This window comes from Paenibacillus kribbensis, from assembly GCF_001705305.1.
Classification (GTDB): domain Bacteria; phylum Bacillota; class Bacilli; order Paenibacillales; family Paenibacillaceae; genus Paenibacillus; species Paenibacillus kribbensis_B.
The window spans coordinates 49,592-65,210 of the sequence record NZ_MCBP01000006.1; the positions used below are offsets into that span (position 1 = coordinate 49,592).

15 protein-coding genes are annotated in these 15,619 nt (G+C 43.4%); 4 read left to right on the forward strand and 11 right to left on the reverse strand.

Annotated features, from left to right (window positions below):
* Positions 1–66: 66 nt before the first annotated feature.
* The 8 genes from BAZ21_RS13095 to BAZ21_RS13130 form a co-directional block, all read right to left on the reverse strand.
* Positions 67–930: a LysR family transcriptional regulator gene (locus BAZ21_RS13095; RefSeq protein WP_068501105.1), complete on the reverse strand. Its 864-nt coding sequence runs from the start codon at positions 928–930 to the stop codon at positions 67–69.
* A 250-nt stretch (positions 931–1,180) separates the two neighbouring features.
* The gene (locus tag BAZ21_RS13100; protein ID WP_068501107.1) at positions 1,181–2,356 is read right to left on the reverse strand and encodes an amidohydrolase family protein; all 1,176 of its coding nucleotides are present in this window, start codon (positions 2,354–2,356) and stop codon (positions 1,181–1,183) included.
* On the reverse strand, positions 2,346–3,416 hold the full coding sequence (locus tag BAZ21_RS13105; RefSeq protein WP_068501110.1) for a pyridoxal-phosphate-dependent aminotransferase family protein: 1,071 nt from the start codon (positions 3,414–3,416) through the stop codon (positions 2,346–2,348). The genes BAZ21_RS13100 and BAZ21_RS13105 overlap by 11 nt, the downstream gene beginning before the upstream one ends.
* Positions 3,413–4,186, reverse strand: a complete 774-nt coding sequence (locus tag BAZ21_RS13110; protein ID WP_068501113.1) for an ABC transporter ATP-binding protein — start codon at positions 4,184–4,186, stop codon at positions 3,413–3,415. The genes BAZ21_RS13105 and BAZ21_RS13110 overlap by 4 nt, the downstream gene beginning before the upstream one ends.
* Positions 4,177–4,944 (reverse strand): ABC transporter ATP-binding protein, encoded by a 768-nt coding sequence (locus BAZ21_RS13115; RefSeq protein WP_256020858.1) that lies wholly within the window; start codon positions 4,942–4,944, stop codon positions 4,177–4,179. Before BAZ21_RS13115 ends, BAZ21_RS13110 begins: the two co-directional genes overlap by 10 nt.
* Entirely contained in the window at positions 4,941–5,807 is an 867-nt protein-coding gene (locus BAZ21_RS13120) for an ABC transporter permease (protein ID WP_141694973.1), read from the reverse strand. Before BAZ21_RS13120 ends, BAZ21_RS13115 begins: the two co-directional genes overlap by 4 nt.
* Positions 5,807–6,793, reverse strand: a complete 987-nt coding sequence (locus BAZ21_RS13125; protein ID WP_256020861.1) for an ABC transporter permease — start codon at positions 6,791–6,793, stop codon at positions 5,807–5,809. The genes BAZ21_RS13120 and BAZ21_RS13125 overlap by 1 nt, the downstream gene beginning before the upstream one ends.
* Positions 6,790–8,409: an ABC transporter substrate-binding protein gene (locus BAZ21_RS13130; protein ID WP_068501127.1), complete on the reverse strand. Its 1,620-nt coding sequence runs from the start codon at positions 8,407–8,409 to the stop codon at positions 6,790–6,792. The genes BAZ21_RS13125 and BAZ21_RS13130 overlap by 4 nt, the downstream gene beginning before the upstream one ends.
* Positions 8,410–8,719: 310 nt before the next feature.
* Between BAZ21_RS13130 and BAZ21_RS13135 the strand changes: the two genes are divergently transcribed.
* On the forward strand, positions 8,720–9,085 hold the full coding sequence (locus tag BAZ21_RS13135) for a BlaI/MecI/CopY family transcriptional regulator (RefSeq protein WP_068501130.1): 366 nt from the start codon (positions 8,720–8,722) through the stop codon (positions 9,083–9,085).
* On the forward strand, positions 9,078–10,601 hold the full coding sequence (locus BAZ21_RS13140) for a M56 family metallopeptidase (RefSeq protein WP_068501132.1): 1,524 nt from the start codon (positions 9,078–9,080) through the stop codon (positions 10,599–10,601). Before BAZ21_RS13135 ends, BAZ21_RS13140 begins: the two co-directional genes overlap by 8 nt.
* A 552-nt stretch (positions 10,602–11,153) precedes the next feature.
* On the opposite strand, the gene BAZ21_RS13145 is transcribed toward BAZ21_RS13140, so the two are convergent.
* Positions 11,154–12,149 carry a zinc-binding dehydrogenase gene (locus BAZ21_RS13145; RefSeq protein WP_068501134.1) on the reverse strand — a complete coding sequence of 332 codons (996 nt, stop codon included), beginning with the start codon at positions 12,147–12,149 and terminating at the stop codon, positions 11,154–11,156.
* Positions 12,150–12,331: 182 nt separating this feature from the next.
* Here BAZ21_RS13145 and BAZ21_RS13150 point away from each other — a divergent pair, with 182 nt between their 5' ends.
* Complete coding sequence (locus BAZ21_RS13150) at positions 12,332–12,925, forward strand: TetR/AcrR family transcriptional regulator (protein WP_068501136.1); 594 nt, start codon at positions 12,332–12,334, stop codon at positions 12,923–12,925.
* Positions 12,926–13,006: 81 nt separating this feature from the next.
* Here BAZ21_RS13150 and BAZ21_RS13155 read toward each other — a convergent pair whose 3' ends face one another.
* Positions 13,007–13,456: a GNAT family N-acetyltransferase gene (locus BAZ21_RS13155; RefSeq protein ID WP_068501644.1), complete on the reverse strand. Its 450-nt coding sequence runs from the start codon at positions 13,454–13,456 to the stop codon at positions 13,007–13,009.
* Between the two features lie 175 nt (positions 13,457–13,631).
* Between BAZ21_RS13155 and BAZ21_RS13160 the strand changes: the two genes are divergently transcribed.
* A complete protein-coding gene (locus BAZ21_RS13160) occupies positions 13,632–14,468 on the forward strand; it encodes a MerR family transcriptional regulator (RefSeq protein ID WP_068501141.1) in 837 nt (278 codons plus the stop codon).
* A gap of 82 nt (positions 14,469–14,550) precedes the next feature.
* Here the strand turns inward: BAZ21_RS13160 and BAZ21_RS13165 are convergent, their stop codons facing one another.
* Positions 14,551–15,318: an S-layer homology domain-containing protein gene (locus BAZ21_RS13165; protein WP_068501143.1), complete on the reverse strand. Its 768-nt coding sequence runs from the start codon at positions 15,316–15,318 to the stop codon at positions 14,551–14,553.
* Between the last annotated feature and the right edge of the window lie 301 nt (positions 15,319–15,619).

A 15,619-nucleotide genomic window follows, 5' to 3' on the forward strand; every position in this document is an offset into this window, starting at 1 on the left:
TAGAAATAAAATAATAGGCAATCGTTATATTCATCAGTTGAAAAACTCTGGATCAGTTGTAGCCAGCTATTTTTTAATAAAATACTCTATATATGGAGGTTTATGGTTTCCCTTTGTGTAGATAAAATCAATTTTTACATCAAATCTCCCGGATGAGACCAATGGCACACGGAATAACTGCCCGCTTTCCAGCTCTTTCTTCACACAATGCTCCGGTAAAAAGCTAATTCCCATTCCATTTACCACTAAATTTTTTGCAGCTTCCATACTATCCACTTCAAGAACCACATTTGGCTTTAGATTTTTGGATTCAAATAAGCCATAAATCATAAGCCAGTCTACCGATCCATAATCAAAAAATATGAGCGGTTCTTCACTGACTTCTTCAATTGTTACCTGACTATTGAGCAATAGAGGATGGTTGATAGGGACAAACAACCCAATTGGATCATGACGAAATATCTCAGATTCAATTTGGGGATGTGTAACGGTTCGAACCATTCCGAAATCCACCTCGTTATTAAGAACCTTGTCTAATATATCATTAGAATGTCCGGTTAGAATTTTGACGTTCACATTGGGGAATTTAGTTTTAAAAGCGGGAAGAATTTCAGGGATAATGTAATTCGCGATTGAAGTAGCACATCCAATTTTCAATTTATCCAGAGTAAGTATCGGTTGGTGCAAGCTTAATTTGGCTTCCTGGTAAGATTGTAAAATGTTTTCTGCATATGGTAAAAATGACTTCCCCTTTTCATTTATTGAGATTTGCTTCCCAGAACGATGAAATAGTTCCGCATTGAGCTCACGTTCCAGGGAGTGAATACGGGCAGTTACAGAAGGTTGGGTAAGATAAAGTGCCTCAGCTGCTTTAACAAAACTCCCTAGATGAACAGCATAGACGAATGCCTCGATATTTTCTATATTCAAAACGATAACCACCCTTCTTCTCATCTAATCTTTTTAATTGTTCTCTTAATGAATGCTTCAAGTGTGCTTTTTTTAATTGACTGGCGGAGACTTTTCACATTCACACTTCAATAGCTAATATAGCATATCCTTCTCTGTCTTTCTCGATTAATTATTTTCATTTTCTTACCAAAAAATTATCAACTACAGATGAGCTAAGAACAATACGAAAAGCCGCCATTATGGCGGCTTTATATATATCCCTTAATTTTTAACTATCACTTTCGTCCAATGCCCGAATCAAATCTGATTCCTGCGTTCCGGTAATGACGGAAACGATGCTCTTCTGCAGTGCAGCTGCATTTTGCGCCTGATACGGATCGGCATCAAAAATAATCGCATCCGCAATATAACCTTCTGCAATATGTCCCAATTCGTTACCACTTTCCAAAATATCAGCAGCGTTTTCTGTGGCGGCCTGCCACGCTTCTGCCCGAGTCAAGCCATAATCCATCAACGTATCCAGCTCTTGAAGATTGTAACCATGAAGTGCAGGTGTGGCATAATCGGTACCGAATCCAAAGCGAACCCCTGCTCTCTTTGCATAGCTAATGGCTTTAGAGTGGGCTTCGGCAGCGCGAGCAGCCCGATCGCAAATAACCTGGTTCAAACCCAGAACGCCTTTTGGATCTGCAGCAATGCGATATATTGATGTTGTAGGCACAAAGGCTATGCCAGATTGTGCAAGTCTGCCGGCCTGATCCTCGGTCAAGAACATTCCGTGCTCTACAGATTCCACACCAGCATGGATGGACCAGTCCACCGTCACTCCGCCCCATGTATGAACCATGACCATTTTATGATGAGCATGCGCATTGCGAACAATGAACGAGAACTCTTCCTCCGAAAAAACGGGATCAAGCACTTTCTCAGTAGGTGATCCAAGACCGCCTGTTGCCATAATTTTGATCCAGCCTGCCCCTGTATCAAAAATTTCTGTCATTCGTTGTTCCAAATGCCTAAGACCGCGGGCATCCGCTGCTCCAAGCATATCACTGCTGGTTTGTACTCTTAAAGGCTGTTGATAGTGCGAAACGAGATGCTGTACGGTGCTTGGCAGAATCCCGCCCGCATCGCGCGCCGTCGTTACACCGGTCCGAAGGGTTGCTTCAAAGGCCTGTGCCTGCATTACTTCGATCTCCCCGCTGTCTCGTTTCAATTGATCAGCATGGTCAAAGTCCGTCCAGGCCAGATGTGTATGAAGATCAATAACCCCTGGATTTATCCATAGATCTTTGCTTGGATGAGTTGGCTGATCATTATGCGACTCCGACTCAACAATAGATGAAAACCGACCATTTTTAATCGAAATATCGAAACGTTTCCCGTCAATACCTGCTATAAAAATACGATTGAATATTTTCGCTTGGGGATGCTTATTGATCATGTTCATTCCCCCAAATCAGCCGAATAGCCTTTATTGCATGATCAGGGTCTTGATTCAACAATTGGGCAAGTGCCGTGATGGCTTCTTCCACGCTTTGCCGGCAAGCGTTCGCTCCAAAATGGTTTATTCGCAGAAGATTGCCAAACAGTTCTCCGTCTCCAGGAGCTACGATACCAATAGGCTGATCGATACGCAAGTTCTGCTCTTGAGAAATCCGAACCGTCGTAGTCAGCGTTGAATAGTATTTGCTATCCTTCTGCCAAGGCTCAACACCCAGGGCCTTAATACCGGCAATGGCGGATGATGCAGACAATTCATGACGCTTGATAACTTGTGCTAGTCCTTCTTCCTCAATTCGTGTCAATGCCGAGATCAGAGCTCTGGCCTCCAAGGTTGGAATGTTGGCAGGAACCCGTACCGACGCGGACCCATTCTGTGATGGTTTCATATCCAGTAAGGATAAAATGGAATTGCGCGGCGCATTTTCATTGGACTCAAGGAATTCCCAGCCACGTGGTGAAATGCTTACGGCACTAACGCCATTAGGTCCAGCCAAGGCTTTTTGCGCACCCACAGCTACAAAATCAACTCCCCATTCATCAACTAGCAGGGCCTCTCCCCCGACCGCTGAAACGGAGTCCATCACAGTAATAAGGTTAAAGTCATGTGCAATATTTAATATTTCTTTGGCAGGATTAGATCCACCTGTAACCACTTCAGCCTGAACAAAGGAAAGCGCGCACGGTTTATACCGTTCAATCGCTGCAGCGACCTCCTCCACAGTAACCACTTCATCAAAGGGGACCTTAACTTCAACCACCGTTGCCCCGCCTCGTTCAAGCCATTTTCCAAATAAACTTCCATAGGGGCCTGTTACTATATTTAAAATCGTACGACCAGGCGCAGATATCCCGGCTGCCATCGCCTCGATGCCCAAGATCGCCTCACCAGGAATGATGACTGGAGGATATTGTGTAAACAAGAGCTTGGAGAACAAGCTTGTAAGCGTATTGAACTCAGACAGTAAAAGTGGTACGAATCCTTTATGTTCCTGGCTCATAAAAAACCTCCTGATGTACTTAATTTAGGCATTTTCGGAACAGCGGACAACAGCTCACGACTGTATGCAGTTTCAGGGTGAGCGAAGAATTGATCCTTTGGATTGATCTCCACAAGTTTTCCCTGCCGCATGACCGCTACCGTATCGCTAATTGCATGGATTACCCCCAGATCATGGGAGATGAACAGCATCGTAAGATGAAGCTCTGCTTTGAGCATGTTAAACAGTTCAAGCACACTCCGTTGTACGGAAACATCCAATGCGCTTGTCGGTTCATCTGCAATCAGAATGCTCGGCTCAACGCTTAATGCACGTGCGATCGCTATCCGCTGGCGCTGACCGCCGGAGAATTCGTGAGGAAATCTGTCCAAAGCGCTTTCTGCAATGTGTACACGTGCCAAAAGCTCTTTACATCTCTTCTCGACCCCCGTGCGATCCACAATTTTATGAAACATCAGTGCTTCGGAAAGAATCTGTCTGATGGAATGTTTGGGATTCAACGATGCATCCGGATTTTGGAAGATCATTTGTATCATTTTGTGCTGCTCACGGCTTCTCTTTTTCTTCAAATCTTGTGAACCTAGCAGAATTTGCCCCTCATCAGGAGCGATCAACCCGGCAATGACCCGCGCCAGAGTGGATTTGCCCGAACCGGACTCTCCGACAAGGCCAAGGGTAGTATGGTGCTGCAGATTCAGATTGATGCGATCCAGCGCAGTAACCCCGCTATAATGAACCGTTACATTTTTTACTTGCAAGGCTAACTCCATGAATGTTCACTCCCTTCAAGCTTCGGCAAAGGAAGCACTGAGTTAATCAGCATCTGTGTGTAAGGATTTTGCGGATTTTGCAAGAGAGCAAGGGTATTGCCATGCTCAACAATCTGCCCCTCTTTCATCACACAGAGTTTTGAGCACATGGTAGCTGCAATTGCAAGATTATGCGTAACAAACACCATGGCAAAGCCCAGTTCATTTTGCAGACGAGTGATCGTTTCAAGAATATGCCGCTGAACGGTAACGTCCAGCGCAGTTGTCGGCTCATCACAGAGAAGAATGCCCGGCTTGCAAGCCAGTGCCATTGCGATGACTACTCGTTGACACTGACCACCCGAAAGCTGGTTCGGATATCGGTCCGATCTCTTTAAAGAATCGGGTAGACCGAGCATTTCGAGCAATTCCAGAGCTATCGCACGAGAAGCCTTTTGGCTTAATCTTTGTCTGTAATAAACGACTTCCGCAATCTGCTTGACAACTGGACAGAGTGGATCTAGCGCACCTCTTGGGTCTTGAAAAACCATTGCGCTGCTTATGTCACTCTTAATGCTTCCTCCTGTCTGCTCAACTCCACGAGGAAGTAATCCAAGAATCGAACGCAGCGTAAGCGATTTTCCAGAACCCGATTCGCCTACTAACCCTACACTCTCCCCTTTGCCTAGTGAAAAGCTAACATTGCTGACTAATCTTTTATTTGACTTTGTTGCCAGCGTCAGTGCCTCTATTTCCAAAATCGGACTTGTAGAAATCATTTTTTCCTCCATATATCGGCCAACCCATCACCTACAAGTGACAAAGCAATTCCCGTGTAGACCACCGCAAATCCCGGAACTGCCGAGAGCCACCAAGCTGTAGTTATGAAGGATTGTCCATCCGAGATCATCGTTCCCCAGTCCGGGGTTGGCGGTGTAATGCCGATGCCAAGATAACCAAGCGTAACAATCGCCACAAGCAACCCAACCATATCCGTCATAAGGACTACAACTGCTTGAGGCAGTACATTAGGCAGGAGATGACGAAGGATAATTCTTACTCCAGGCAGTCCTAAAGTTTGAGCGGACGCTACCCAGTCTTGCTTGCGAAAAGATGCACTAAGACCTCTGACTACACGGGCAAATACAATCCAGCCTACAAGTATAAAAGTGATATAAATGCCCCGTTGACCGGCTCCGCTGGCAAAAGCCACGATAATAACGATCAGATAAAAAGGAAAAGCGATAAACGTATCCGTAAGCAGCGTAATGACAGTATCAATCCATTTCCCATAATACCCTGCAAGCATTCCCAGAAATACACCAGTGCAAAATGGAACAATTTCTGCCAGAACCATGATTTTCAAATCAGTTCGCGCAGCATAGATCAGTCTCGTAAACAAATCGCGTCCCAATTGATCTGTCCCCAGCCAATGTTCGGCTGACGGTGGCTGCAAAAAGGCACTCAAATTTTGCTCGGAAGGATTATAAGGACTAATAAACGGTATGAACACAGCCAAGACAATAAGTACCCCAAACATGATACTTCCCACCAGAAGGGAAGGGGTAGTCCATATTCGATTTATGATGCTTGTCTTCTTACCGTACTCATGCAATTGAGGGACTATTCTTGTATGTCTCATTATTTTCCTTTCGTTCTGGGATCAAGCCACCGCGAAATGATTTCAATGAGGAGGCTGATGATCACAACAGATATCGCACAGTAAAGTGCTATTCCTTGAATGACCGGGAAATCGCGTTTTGCAATTGAAGTAAACAGCAAACTACCAATTCCCTTGATGCCAAACACCTGTTCTACGACCAGTGTACCACCGATAAGATAAGAAATATTTACGCCAAGCAGCATAAGAGTTGGAAGAGCAGAATTACGCAGCACATGCTTAAACAGAATTACCCTGCTGGGTATTCCCGCAGCCTTCAATGTGACTACAAAATCGGATTCCAATACTTCAAGCATCTGCGCTCTTAACGAACGAACCAGCGTAGGAATCTGCGAAAATGCGACGGTAATTGCCGGAAGTGTGAGACTGTACAAGGTCCCAATCCACCCTTCGCCTACTCCTCCAACGGGGAACCAATGAAAACTGACACTTAGAACCAGAATCAAAAGTAAACCAACCCAAAAGATTGGCATACCCAGAGTTATTGTAGGAAGAATACGTATCAAATGATCCAGCAGCTTATCCTTATGTGTGGCTGCAAGCGTAGCAAGCAGAAGTGCAATAATGATCGCCAAAACACAGGCCATCACAATGAGCAGTAAAGTAATGGGAGCACGTTCGGCAATCAACTCTCTTGTAGAAGTACCCACAATAATTGAATTACCGGTGTCTCCTTGTGTGAACAGCGTCTTCACAAACCTGATAAATTGTTCCCATAAAGGGAGGTCCAGCCCGAGAGTATGATGCATACTCTCGATGGCCTCAGGCGTGCTGTATTCTCCCAAAATCATTTTCGCGGGGTCCCCTGGCACGATTCTGATGATGAAAAAAACTGCAGTCATCACACAGAGGATTACTACCAATGCTCTTACAAGAGCTATCACAAGCCAACCGCATGTTGTATTGATTCCTGTTGGTTGATATAACGATTTAATGGACTTCATCATTTTTTAATTTGAACTTCTTCAAAGCGGACGCTGCCGTTAGGTAAAACAACGATGTTATTCACTGAAGAACGAACACCTTTCAAAATATCTGGATAATAAAGCGGAATGTACGGCACTTCATCTGCAAGAGTTTGCAGCAGCTTGGAGTAAATCTCCGCACGATCCTTACCATCCAACGTTTTTTGACCTTCATATAAAAGCTTGGTTACTTCATCATTCGTGTAATGCGTCCAGTACGATTTGCTGAAGCCTTTCGGATCTGTTTGGAAAGCAATAATAGAGTTCGCATCGGGAGAATCGGCTTGACCACTGTTGAGCATTACCGCGAAATCATAGGCAAAGAAACGTTCACGGAAAGTGGCCAATTCAATGGATTCAATCTCGATGTTGATACCGATCGCTTTACCCGCTGCCTGGATAATTTGCGCCTCTTGTGCTCTTGTGCTGTCTCCAGATGCCACAAGCAATTTTGTCGTGAATCCTTTCGGGAAGGCAGATTTGGCAAGCTCCTCCTTAGCCGCATTGATATCAAAGTTCAGTGCCTTGATCGTATCATTTGAATTATATGAAATAGCTGTTGGCAGTAATGAATTTGCAGTCTGTGCATAGCCAAAGGTAAGCGCCTTAGTCAAGCCTTCACGGTCGAGTGCCAGAGCCAAAGCACGACGGACATGCACATCTGAAAAATGCTTGTCCAGCGTATTGAAGAACAATTGCTCTGTCACCCAACTTCCATTGGTTACTACTGAAGTGTCAGCTCCTTGCTTGATTTCATTAGCATTTTGCAGAGCCAAAGACTCTACCGCATCAACTTCCCCCGCCTTAAGCTGGTTGATAGCTTGGCTGTCGTCTTCAATCAGCTTGTAAACAAGCTTGTTAATATATGGCTTACCTTCTTGCCAATAGTACGGATTCTTGGTGAAAGTCAGATCGCCCGCAGGGTCCCACTTTTCAACAACGAAAGGCCCCGTACCTACCGGTTTCTTGAAAAACTCTTTTTCGGAAACTCCACCGAAATTGTTCGGAAGAATACCGTTGGAGAAGTTGGACAGTTCAGAAATAAACGGTGTATATGGCTCCTTAAGTGTAATAACAAGCGTTTTGCTATCTTTCGCTTTAATGGTATCGACCTTTGCCGCTATTGCCAGCGGACCACCAACCTTCAAATGACGCTGCAATGAGAAAATGGCATCCTCCACCGTAACATCAGTACCATTGGAAAACTTCAAGCCATCACGCAGCACAAACGTATACGTCAAGCCGTCATCACTGATGCTATGTGACTTGGCAAGCCAGTCCACAATTTTGCCTTTGCTATCGAAAGTAACCAAAGATTCAAATACTTTGTCAATGGCAAAGGCATTGTTCGACGTAATCTCATTATGTAAATCAAACGAGGTTACTGAAGCAGGCCGTCCATAGACGAAAGTTCCTCCCACTGCAGGTTTGTCTGTATTTGCACTCTGATTCGCTCCTTGATTCGTGCTCTGCTGAGCGCCATTATTTTGATCAGGAACGTTCTTCGATCCGGAGCATCCCGCAACTAACACCAATAATAGAACTGCTAACGTTCCTATCCACAATGGCTTTCTTAATGATGCATTTAACTCTAGCACGTATAATCCTCCTTTTTCGTATAAAGCATATGCATTTAGTATGGATAGTATTATGATTTAATCCTCCCGGTCTGTCAAACAAAAAAACTTTATTATGACGGGCTAAAACTAATTTATTGTCAAGCTGACTCGATCTTGCCGACTGTATCATCGGACTGAGCTTTGTTTTGCTCTATCCGATAGTAACCTCTGAAACAAATAGATACATTAAAAGATGAACATATTGTAATCGTTCTGACATTGATTTTTCTATAAGACAGTTGTATTATCATAAATATAAACTACAATTGTCTTATGGAAGGAGAGTGTTATGGATAAGCTGAATCTGGGCGATTCCGAGTTGAAGGTCATGTCTGTCCTCTGGCAGGAAGGCGATACAACAGCCAAGCATATCGCCGGTATTTTGTCCGACAACTACGGCTGGAATGTAAATACGACATATACGCTTATCAAGCGCTGCATCAAAAAAGGAGCGATTCAACGCTCCGAACCGAACTTCATTTGCCATGCGCTGGTGTCTCAAGAGGAAGTGCAGAGAAAAAGCACAATGGAACTGGTGAACAAAATTTTCGATGGCTCCACCAACAAGCTATTCGCTTCACTGCTCGGCAAAAAGGAACTGTCCAATGAGCAGATTGACCGGCTGAAAAAAATGGTAGACGAGTTGGATGAATGAGGTGCTTATGATGAACTGGCTGCAAATGGATATTTCCGCAGCTCTGATGATCGTTATTGTGGTCGGTGTAAGGACACTGAACAAAAACACGCTCCCCCGCTCTGCTTTTTTATGGCTGTGGGCTATCGTCTGGCTGCGACTCTGTATTCCTTTTTCCCTGCCTTCGGAATGGAATTTGTATTCGTTGTTGAATACAGCGGCAAATAAGCTGAGTGGTCCAACAATTATGGCAGCTACAGCAGTCCCTACTTCTCCGGTGGCTGCCTGGACAGCGGCTTTATCGGATTCAACGCCCCCCCAGCAATCATGGGGCGTACTGTCCGTACTGCCTTCCACTTTTCCGCAATCAGCACCTGACGCGTCGGCATGGCTGCTCGTCTGGCTGATAGGTGCAATCGGGCTCGCAGTGTTTTTCAGCGTAGCGTATATCAGGTGGTATCGCCGTTTCCGCTCTGCCCGTCCGGTCAAGCATGAATTTGTAGATCACTGGCTATCCCGCCATCGTCTGCTGCGGAGCATTCAGATCAGACAGACTGAGCAAATTGCTTCTCCACTTACATACGGGATTATTAAGCCTGTTATTCTAATACCCGTAACAATAGATTGGAGCGATCACAAGCGACTGGAATATGTTCTGACTCATGAATACGTGCATATCCGCCGCTTCGACAGCGCCACGAAAATGCTACTGCTGCTGGCATTCTGTCTACACTGGTACAACCCGTTTGTATGGCTGATGTATGTGCTGGTTAACCGGGATATAGAGTTGTACTGTGATGAGGCGGTAATACGACGGCTTGGCTATCAGCGGCGCTCCGATTATGCGCGCACCCTGATCCATATGGAAGAGCAAAAGCTGGCACTGCCATCCATGAACAATTATTTTAGCAAATTAGCGATTGAAGAAAGGATTGAATCCATTATGAAAATGAAAAAAACAACAGGCGCAGGTGTACTATCTGCTTGCCTGCTTATCGGAAGTCTGGCGACTGTACTGGGAACCTCTCCTGTCAGCGCTTCTATCGTGGCCTCGCATGCTGGTTCTGCTACGTTAGCAAAACATGCGAATGAATATCGTGCCGGAGAAACCTGGAAAGTAAACAACGAATGGGAATTTACTGTAAATTCGGTTCGCGAGACCACACTCGAGGGCAACACTATAGATGGTAACCGACCGGCCAAGCAGGTGCTAATCGTGAACTACAGCTACAAAAACATCCGTCCAGCTGGAGGCGAGCCACTCGCGTTCTCCAAGGCCCATTTTTGGATGACAGATGCACACGATCCGGAAAATAATAGTGCAGACGGCTCGCATTATACCCTATTCGTGCCTGGTATGGATCGCATCGGGGTTGTAAATCCGGGCCAAAGCGTACAGGGCGCAGAATGGGTTTACGCTTTTTATGACAAAAAGACCGATAAGGTTGAATTCAACGTCGGTGCCTATGACTCACATGAGAAGCTGCATGAAACCAAATTTATTGTGCCTGTAGAAGCACATACGGCAGTGAAGTAAGAGAGCATTGCCCAAATGTGCAGAAATAATGTTAACCCTATATATGAGTAAGAATAAATTATTGCTGTTATAGTCGAGAATTATCTCTGAAGGCTTCATGAGTAAATTCTAGCATCAGCCCTAAGCCATATGGAACACAGACTTGCTGCTAATCTGCGGACGCCTTAAACGTACATGTTTATAGCGACCGCAGGTTTTGTTATTCAGTCTATATGCTCTGCTTGTATAGCTTTCATACAAAAGTACTTGCGAATCCGTAATGCTCCAACTCTTTTCTGAATCCATTCAACCTGGACGGAGAATGGTTTCTCGTTCCAAATTACACGGCTGCCGGGAACTCGCTCCAGGTTGTATTATTGCTGCTGGTTAGATAGAATCTTGTATTTGGATAAATGTTTTTAAAAAAAGGAGCATTAGCCCTAGGCCAATACTCTTTTTAGAACTATAAATAACCACCGGGAAGTGTATTTGAGGAATCCACCATGATTAAAGACCTACTAATCGTAACACCGCCAGTCAATCAACCAAGCTGACCCTGCTCTAGTCGCTAGTTCACTCCATCGAATTGATTTTTGCAACAACTTTCCCTGTTATTTTTCCTTCTTTTAGTTTAACTAAATACTCAGGAATTTCTTCCATAGAAATGACCGTCAATGCTGGAGGTGCAATTTTCTTTTCAACTAATAATCGAGCGAATTCATCTCCAATTTCAGCTAAATTGGTTTGTGCTTTGTAATCCCCTTCTGTGTGAGCACCTCCAAGAGCAATTTCATGCAGAGACATGCCCTTTTCATAAAATCGAAGTCGACTAAATTCAGGAAAACCAGCTGTGACGACAATTTCACCACCAAAGGCAAGTACATCAATATCTCTAGTAGCACTTGCCGAGCTAATGGTATTCAGTACGTAGTCAACACCTCTTTCGTTTGTCAACTTGGCAATCACTGCATACACATCTTCTTTTGTAAAATCAATTGCCTCATCTGCACCAAGACTTTTTACATATTCTATGTCTCTTCCTTGGCAAGTCGTATATACCGTTAAGCCGCATAATTTAGCCAACTGAACAGCATATCCCCCTACACCACCTGCTCCTCCGTGTATCAGTATCGTATTTCCTGCTTTCGGTCTGAGTTTTTGAATTATTGCCTGATATGCTGTAAAGCCTGCCCCGGGAGCTACGGCAGCTACCTCGAAGGGAATGGCCTCAGGCAGCTTGCTTGCTGTATGAGCTGTCGTACAGGCATACTCCGCAAATCCTCCATCCAAATTTGTTATGCTGCGGAGATAGTACACACGATCACCAACCTTAAAGTTGTTGACCTCGCTTCCAACCGCATCCACAATCCCGGCAACATCTAATCCGAGCACTCTCTGCTTTTCACTTGCCAGGCCGGTATAAGCTGCAACCTGATAATCTGAAGGATTTAAACCAGATGCAAAAACCTTTACCCTAATTTCATTTTCTTTCGGCATGGGTTTATCTCTATCCTCCACAACCGTAAGGCTTTCTATCTTCCCCTGTTCTTTTAAAACAAGTGCTTTCATAAAAATACTACCTCCTGAATTAATCTGTGGCACCGGTGCCTGCTACGTAGAGCTTCTTTTCTATTTGACATTTATCTTAAGAAAAAATAGAATACACATGTGTTTCCGTTACAATTGTAACGTCGGTGATTTCAAGCGTCAATCGGATAGGATACGGACTAAACAAAACAGGAGGAATTGTAATGTCTGAAAACAAAATGACAGAAATGCAGCGATTAGAGATCCTACGCTTGTCTAACGCAGAATCCAACCGCATCACTAAAACGTGTATTGAATCAGCCATGATTTTATTAATGAAGGACAAATGCTTCCATGATATATCTATTACAGATATTGTAAAACGTGCTGGTGTGTCTCGAACTGCCTACTACCGCAACTACGACTCTAAAGAGGATATATTGCGAAGCGTAATGAAGGAAATCGTGGATAAAGTCATAGTTGCCATGAATCTGCGTTTTCCAATAAGTAACACATATGAATACTGGTACTCCTTATTCCACATGCTAAAACAACATGCCGATAGTCTGAAAATACTTCTAATGGCGAATTTCGGAGATGCAATACTAAACGAAATCCACAGAATAATGCAGAGTTCTGTATCCAAAAATAGTATCCAGGAAAATTACAAATCTTATTTTTGGAGTGGTGCCATTTACAGTGTAGCAGCGAGTTGGATTCGAGATGGTATGCAGCAGACGGTCGAGGAAATGGCGAAGATTTGCTATCAAATCATAGATTGCATGGATGAGGATTGTCATGCCATTCAAAAAGAATAGCCGACCTGGTATAGGATGATAAACTTCTCATGTGCTATTTTCCTCCACGTATCTAAACAATAAACTAATAATTTTAGTTAGTTATAACTCTTTGACCATTACCTTTTCTCCGTTTATATCCAGCTCTCCATTAAAACGAAAACCAAACTTTTGGTATAAATACAAGGCTCTGTGATTCTCCTCATAAAGGCTTAGATAGATCTCTTTACAATGGTATAAATTAACAAGATGCTTGATAAGCGCTGTAAGCATCATGTTCCCAAGCCCCTGTCCTTGGAAATTCTCGTCAATCATGAATCGATCCAACCATACTCGGCCGCTATGACCTTCTCCAGGAAAGAATCCATACATGGCAAACCCGACCAAAACATTCTCCCAATAAAGTCCTGCTGGTCGGTAGAAAGTGCAATCTTTAGCATCTTCCAAACTTTGTTGAGAAGCTTCAATATATGATTTTTGATGATCACTTACACGCAAGGACAATATTTCTTTCACATTTTCCTTAGTCACTTCTCTAATAGAGACTGTCATCATATCTACCTTTTCCTATACATAATTTATGATTCCTAATTTCTACTGCAATAAAGTTAAGCAGGTGGATCACAGCAGTGGCCAGCACAAAAAGGTCTTCTCTCCCTTGCTTTGGCCCATTACTATTCATACAATAAGGTATACCGTAACCAGATAGTCAAGTGGGGATGAAATGATGAGGAAAAATTCAGAGACGTATTTTACAACAGGACAATTCGCTAAAATATGTAAGGTAAATAAGAGAACTTTATTTCATTATGATGACATTGGGCTATTCCAGCCTGCTTTTATAGATGAAAACGGGTATCGTTATTATTCTTATCATCAATTTGATTTATTCTCCATTATTACTGTTTTAAAGGAATTAAATGTCCCTTTAAAAGAAATCAAGACGTATCTTGATGAGAGAACTCCAGAACGAATATTGGATTTGTCGAAGCACAAGATATCAGAAGTGAATAAAGAAATCGAAAAGATGATTAAAATTAAGCACTTATTGGAAGAAACCATTGTGTATACGCACAGAGGATTAAACTCTACAAGTAAAGAAATTAAAGTGGAGGAACATGAAGAAGAGAAAATAATTCGAAGCACTTCATTGAAAGAAAACAATATAAAGGATTACGCTGAATGGATGATGAATTTCAAAAAATTTGAACATAGCACACAATCCGTTGGAGCATCTTTTGTTGGGGCTATGTTGGATAAAGATGCTATTTTAGCGGGGAAATATGCCTCAAAATCGTATCTTTTTGTAAAAATAAACAATAGAGATAACACACATTTTTCAAATTTCATAAAACCAAAGGGGTTATACGCGGTTGCATATCATCATGGAAGCTATGAAAAGATCGGCAGAACCTATGAGAGACTAATTCAGTATATTGAAAAGGAAAATTTTCTTATTCAGGAATTTGCTTATGAAGAATATCTTATCGATGAAGTTGGTGCAAAAGATGAGAGTGACTATGTTACTCAGATTACGGTTGGGGTAAAGAGTAAAAATTTATAATAGATTTCAAAACAACCGTTCCCCGGTCGAATACCGAGAAACGGCTGCTGTTCATCTTGCTAGCGTGAAATTTCATTAAAAATCACTTGGTTGTGGCTTTGTACAAACGCTGTAAAAGGGTAACAGCTTCAGCCCGTGTGACTTGCGCTTTTGGGCGAAGGAATCCTTCATCAGCGGTAAGAACGCCCATCTTGGTTAGGGTGTAGAATGCTTCTGCCTTTTGATCCTGGGAATCGCCATCATAGGAGTACTCTTCTCCGCTCTTGTTGATGTACAGTACCGGATAGTAGGCCGAGAAATTGTCATTGTAATTTGCCTCACGAACTTTCATATCCTTGTACTGCGCAGCTGCGGAAATCACTTCCTCAATCTCGGGATGAAGAGTTTGATTGGTATAATCCGTCCGAACAGAAGCAATCATCATCATATCCCAGCGAGTCAACGGTTTATCGGGCTTGACATAGAATTGATAGTTTGGATATTTGCCTCCTACACTTTCAGCATACGGCCAAACATAATCTCCGTTGAATATTGCTGCAAAATCTTTATTCGCCCAGTGTTTACGCGCATCCACAAATTCTGAAGAGTTGCCGGATGAATGATTGATTTCTGGAAAAAGCTTGTGGAACATATGTACAAATTCCGCTTTCGTGATGGTTTTGCCTGGCTTGAAGGTCCCATCCGCATAGCCGTTGACAACGCCCTTGTCGACCATCGAACGAATTGATTCGGAAGCCCATTCATATTTTGTCCCGTCCACATCGGGAAACGTATTTGCCGCGAATGCGGATGGACTGAAAAACAGTGCCCCCGCAACCAGCGGGGTGATAAGCCATTTCTTTTGCAACATCTCTTTCCACTTCCTTTAGGTAAAATTTATGTAAAAAATAGTTCTCCAAACTCCATATTATATCGGCATTTTAAATGCAAATGATGAAGCTTTCCGCTTGCAGCACGCCCGACTCCAAAGCTTCGATCACAAGCGGATTCAGATTTGCTCTGGATAAGTAGATAGCCGCTGTCAGCCCCGAGTGGACTTTTACTACCTGATTAATCGCCTAGCATAGCACAACAAAAACAGCTCTGCATCGCCTGCAGGAGCTGTTTTTGTTGGTTACTATAGTATTTTAACAATAGCCAGTATTTTAACA

Bases quoted from the DNA above. Each gene is read 5' to 3' on its own strand.
- BAZ21_RS13100 (WP_068501107.1), bottom strand. From the start codon at position 2,356: ATGATCAATAAGCATCCCCAAGCGAAAATATTCAATCGTATTTTTATA.
- BAZ21_RS13105 (WP_068501110.1), bottom strand. From the start codon at position 3,416: ATGAGCCAGGAACATAAAGGATTCGTACCACTTTTACTGTCTGAGTTC.
- BAZ21_RS13110 (WP_068501113.1), bottom strand. From the start codon at position 4,186: ATGGAGTTAGCCTTGCAAGTAAAAAATGTAACGGTTCATTATAGCGGG.
- BAZ21_RS13115 (WP_256020858.1), bottom strand. From the start codon at position 4,944: ATGATTTCTACAAGTCCGATTTTGGAAATAGAGGCACTGACGCTGGCA.
- BAZ21_RS13120 (WP_141694973.1), bottom strand. From the start codon at position 5,807: ATGAGACATACAAGAATAGTCCCTCAATTGCATGAGTACGGTAAGAAG.
- BAZ21_RS13125 (WP_256020861.1), bottom strand. From the start codon at position 6,793: ATGATGAAGTCCATTAAATCGTTATATCAACCAACAGGAATCAATACA.
- BAZ21_RS13135 (WP_068501130.1), top strand. From the start codon at position 8,720: ATGGATAAGCTGAATCTGGGCGATTCCGAGTTGAAGGTCATGTCTGTC.
- BAZ21_RS13140 (WP_068501132.1), top strand. From the start codon at position 9,078: ATGAATGAGGTGCTTATGATGAACTGGCTGCAAATGGATATTTCCGCA.
- BAZ21_RS13145 (WP_068501134.1), bottom strand. From the start codon at position 12,149: ATGAAAGCACTTGTTTTAAAAGAACAGGGGAAGATAGAAAGCCTTACG.
- BAZ21_RS13150 (WP_068501136.1), top strand. From the start codon at position 12,332: ATGTCTGAAAACAAAATGACAGAAATGCAGCGATTAGAGATCCTACGC.
- BAZ21_RS13155 (WP_068501644.1), bottom strand. From the start codon at position 13,456: ATGACAGTCTCTATTAGAGAAGTGACTAAGGAAAATGTGAAAGAAATA.
- BAZ21_RS13160 (WP_068501141.1), top strand. From the start codon at position 13,632: ATGAGGAAAAATTCAGAGACGTATTTTACAACAGGACAATTCGCTAAA.
- BAZ21_RS13165 (WP_068501143.1), bottom strand. From the start codon at position 15,318: ATGTTGCAAAAGAAATGGCTTATCACCCCGCTGGTTGCGGGGGCACTG.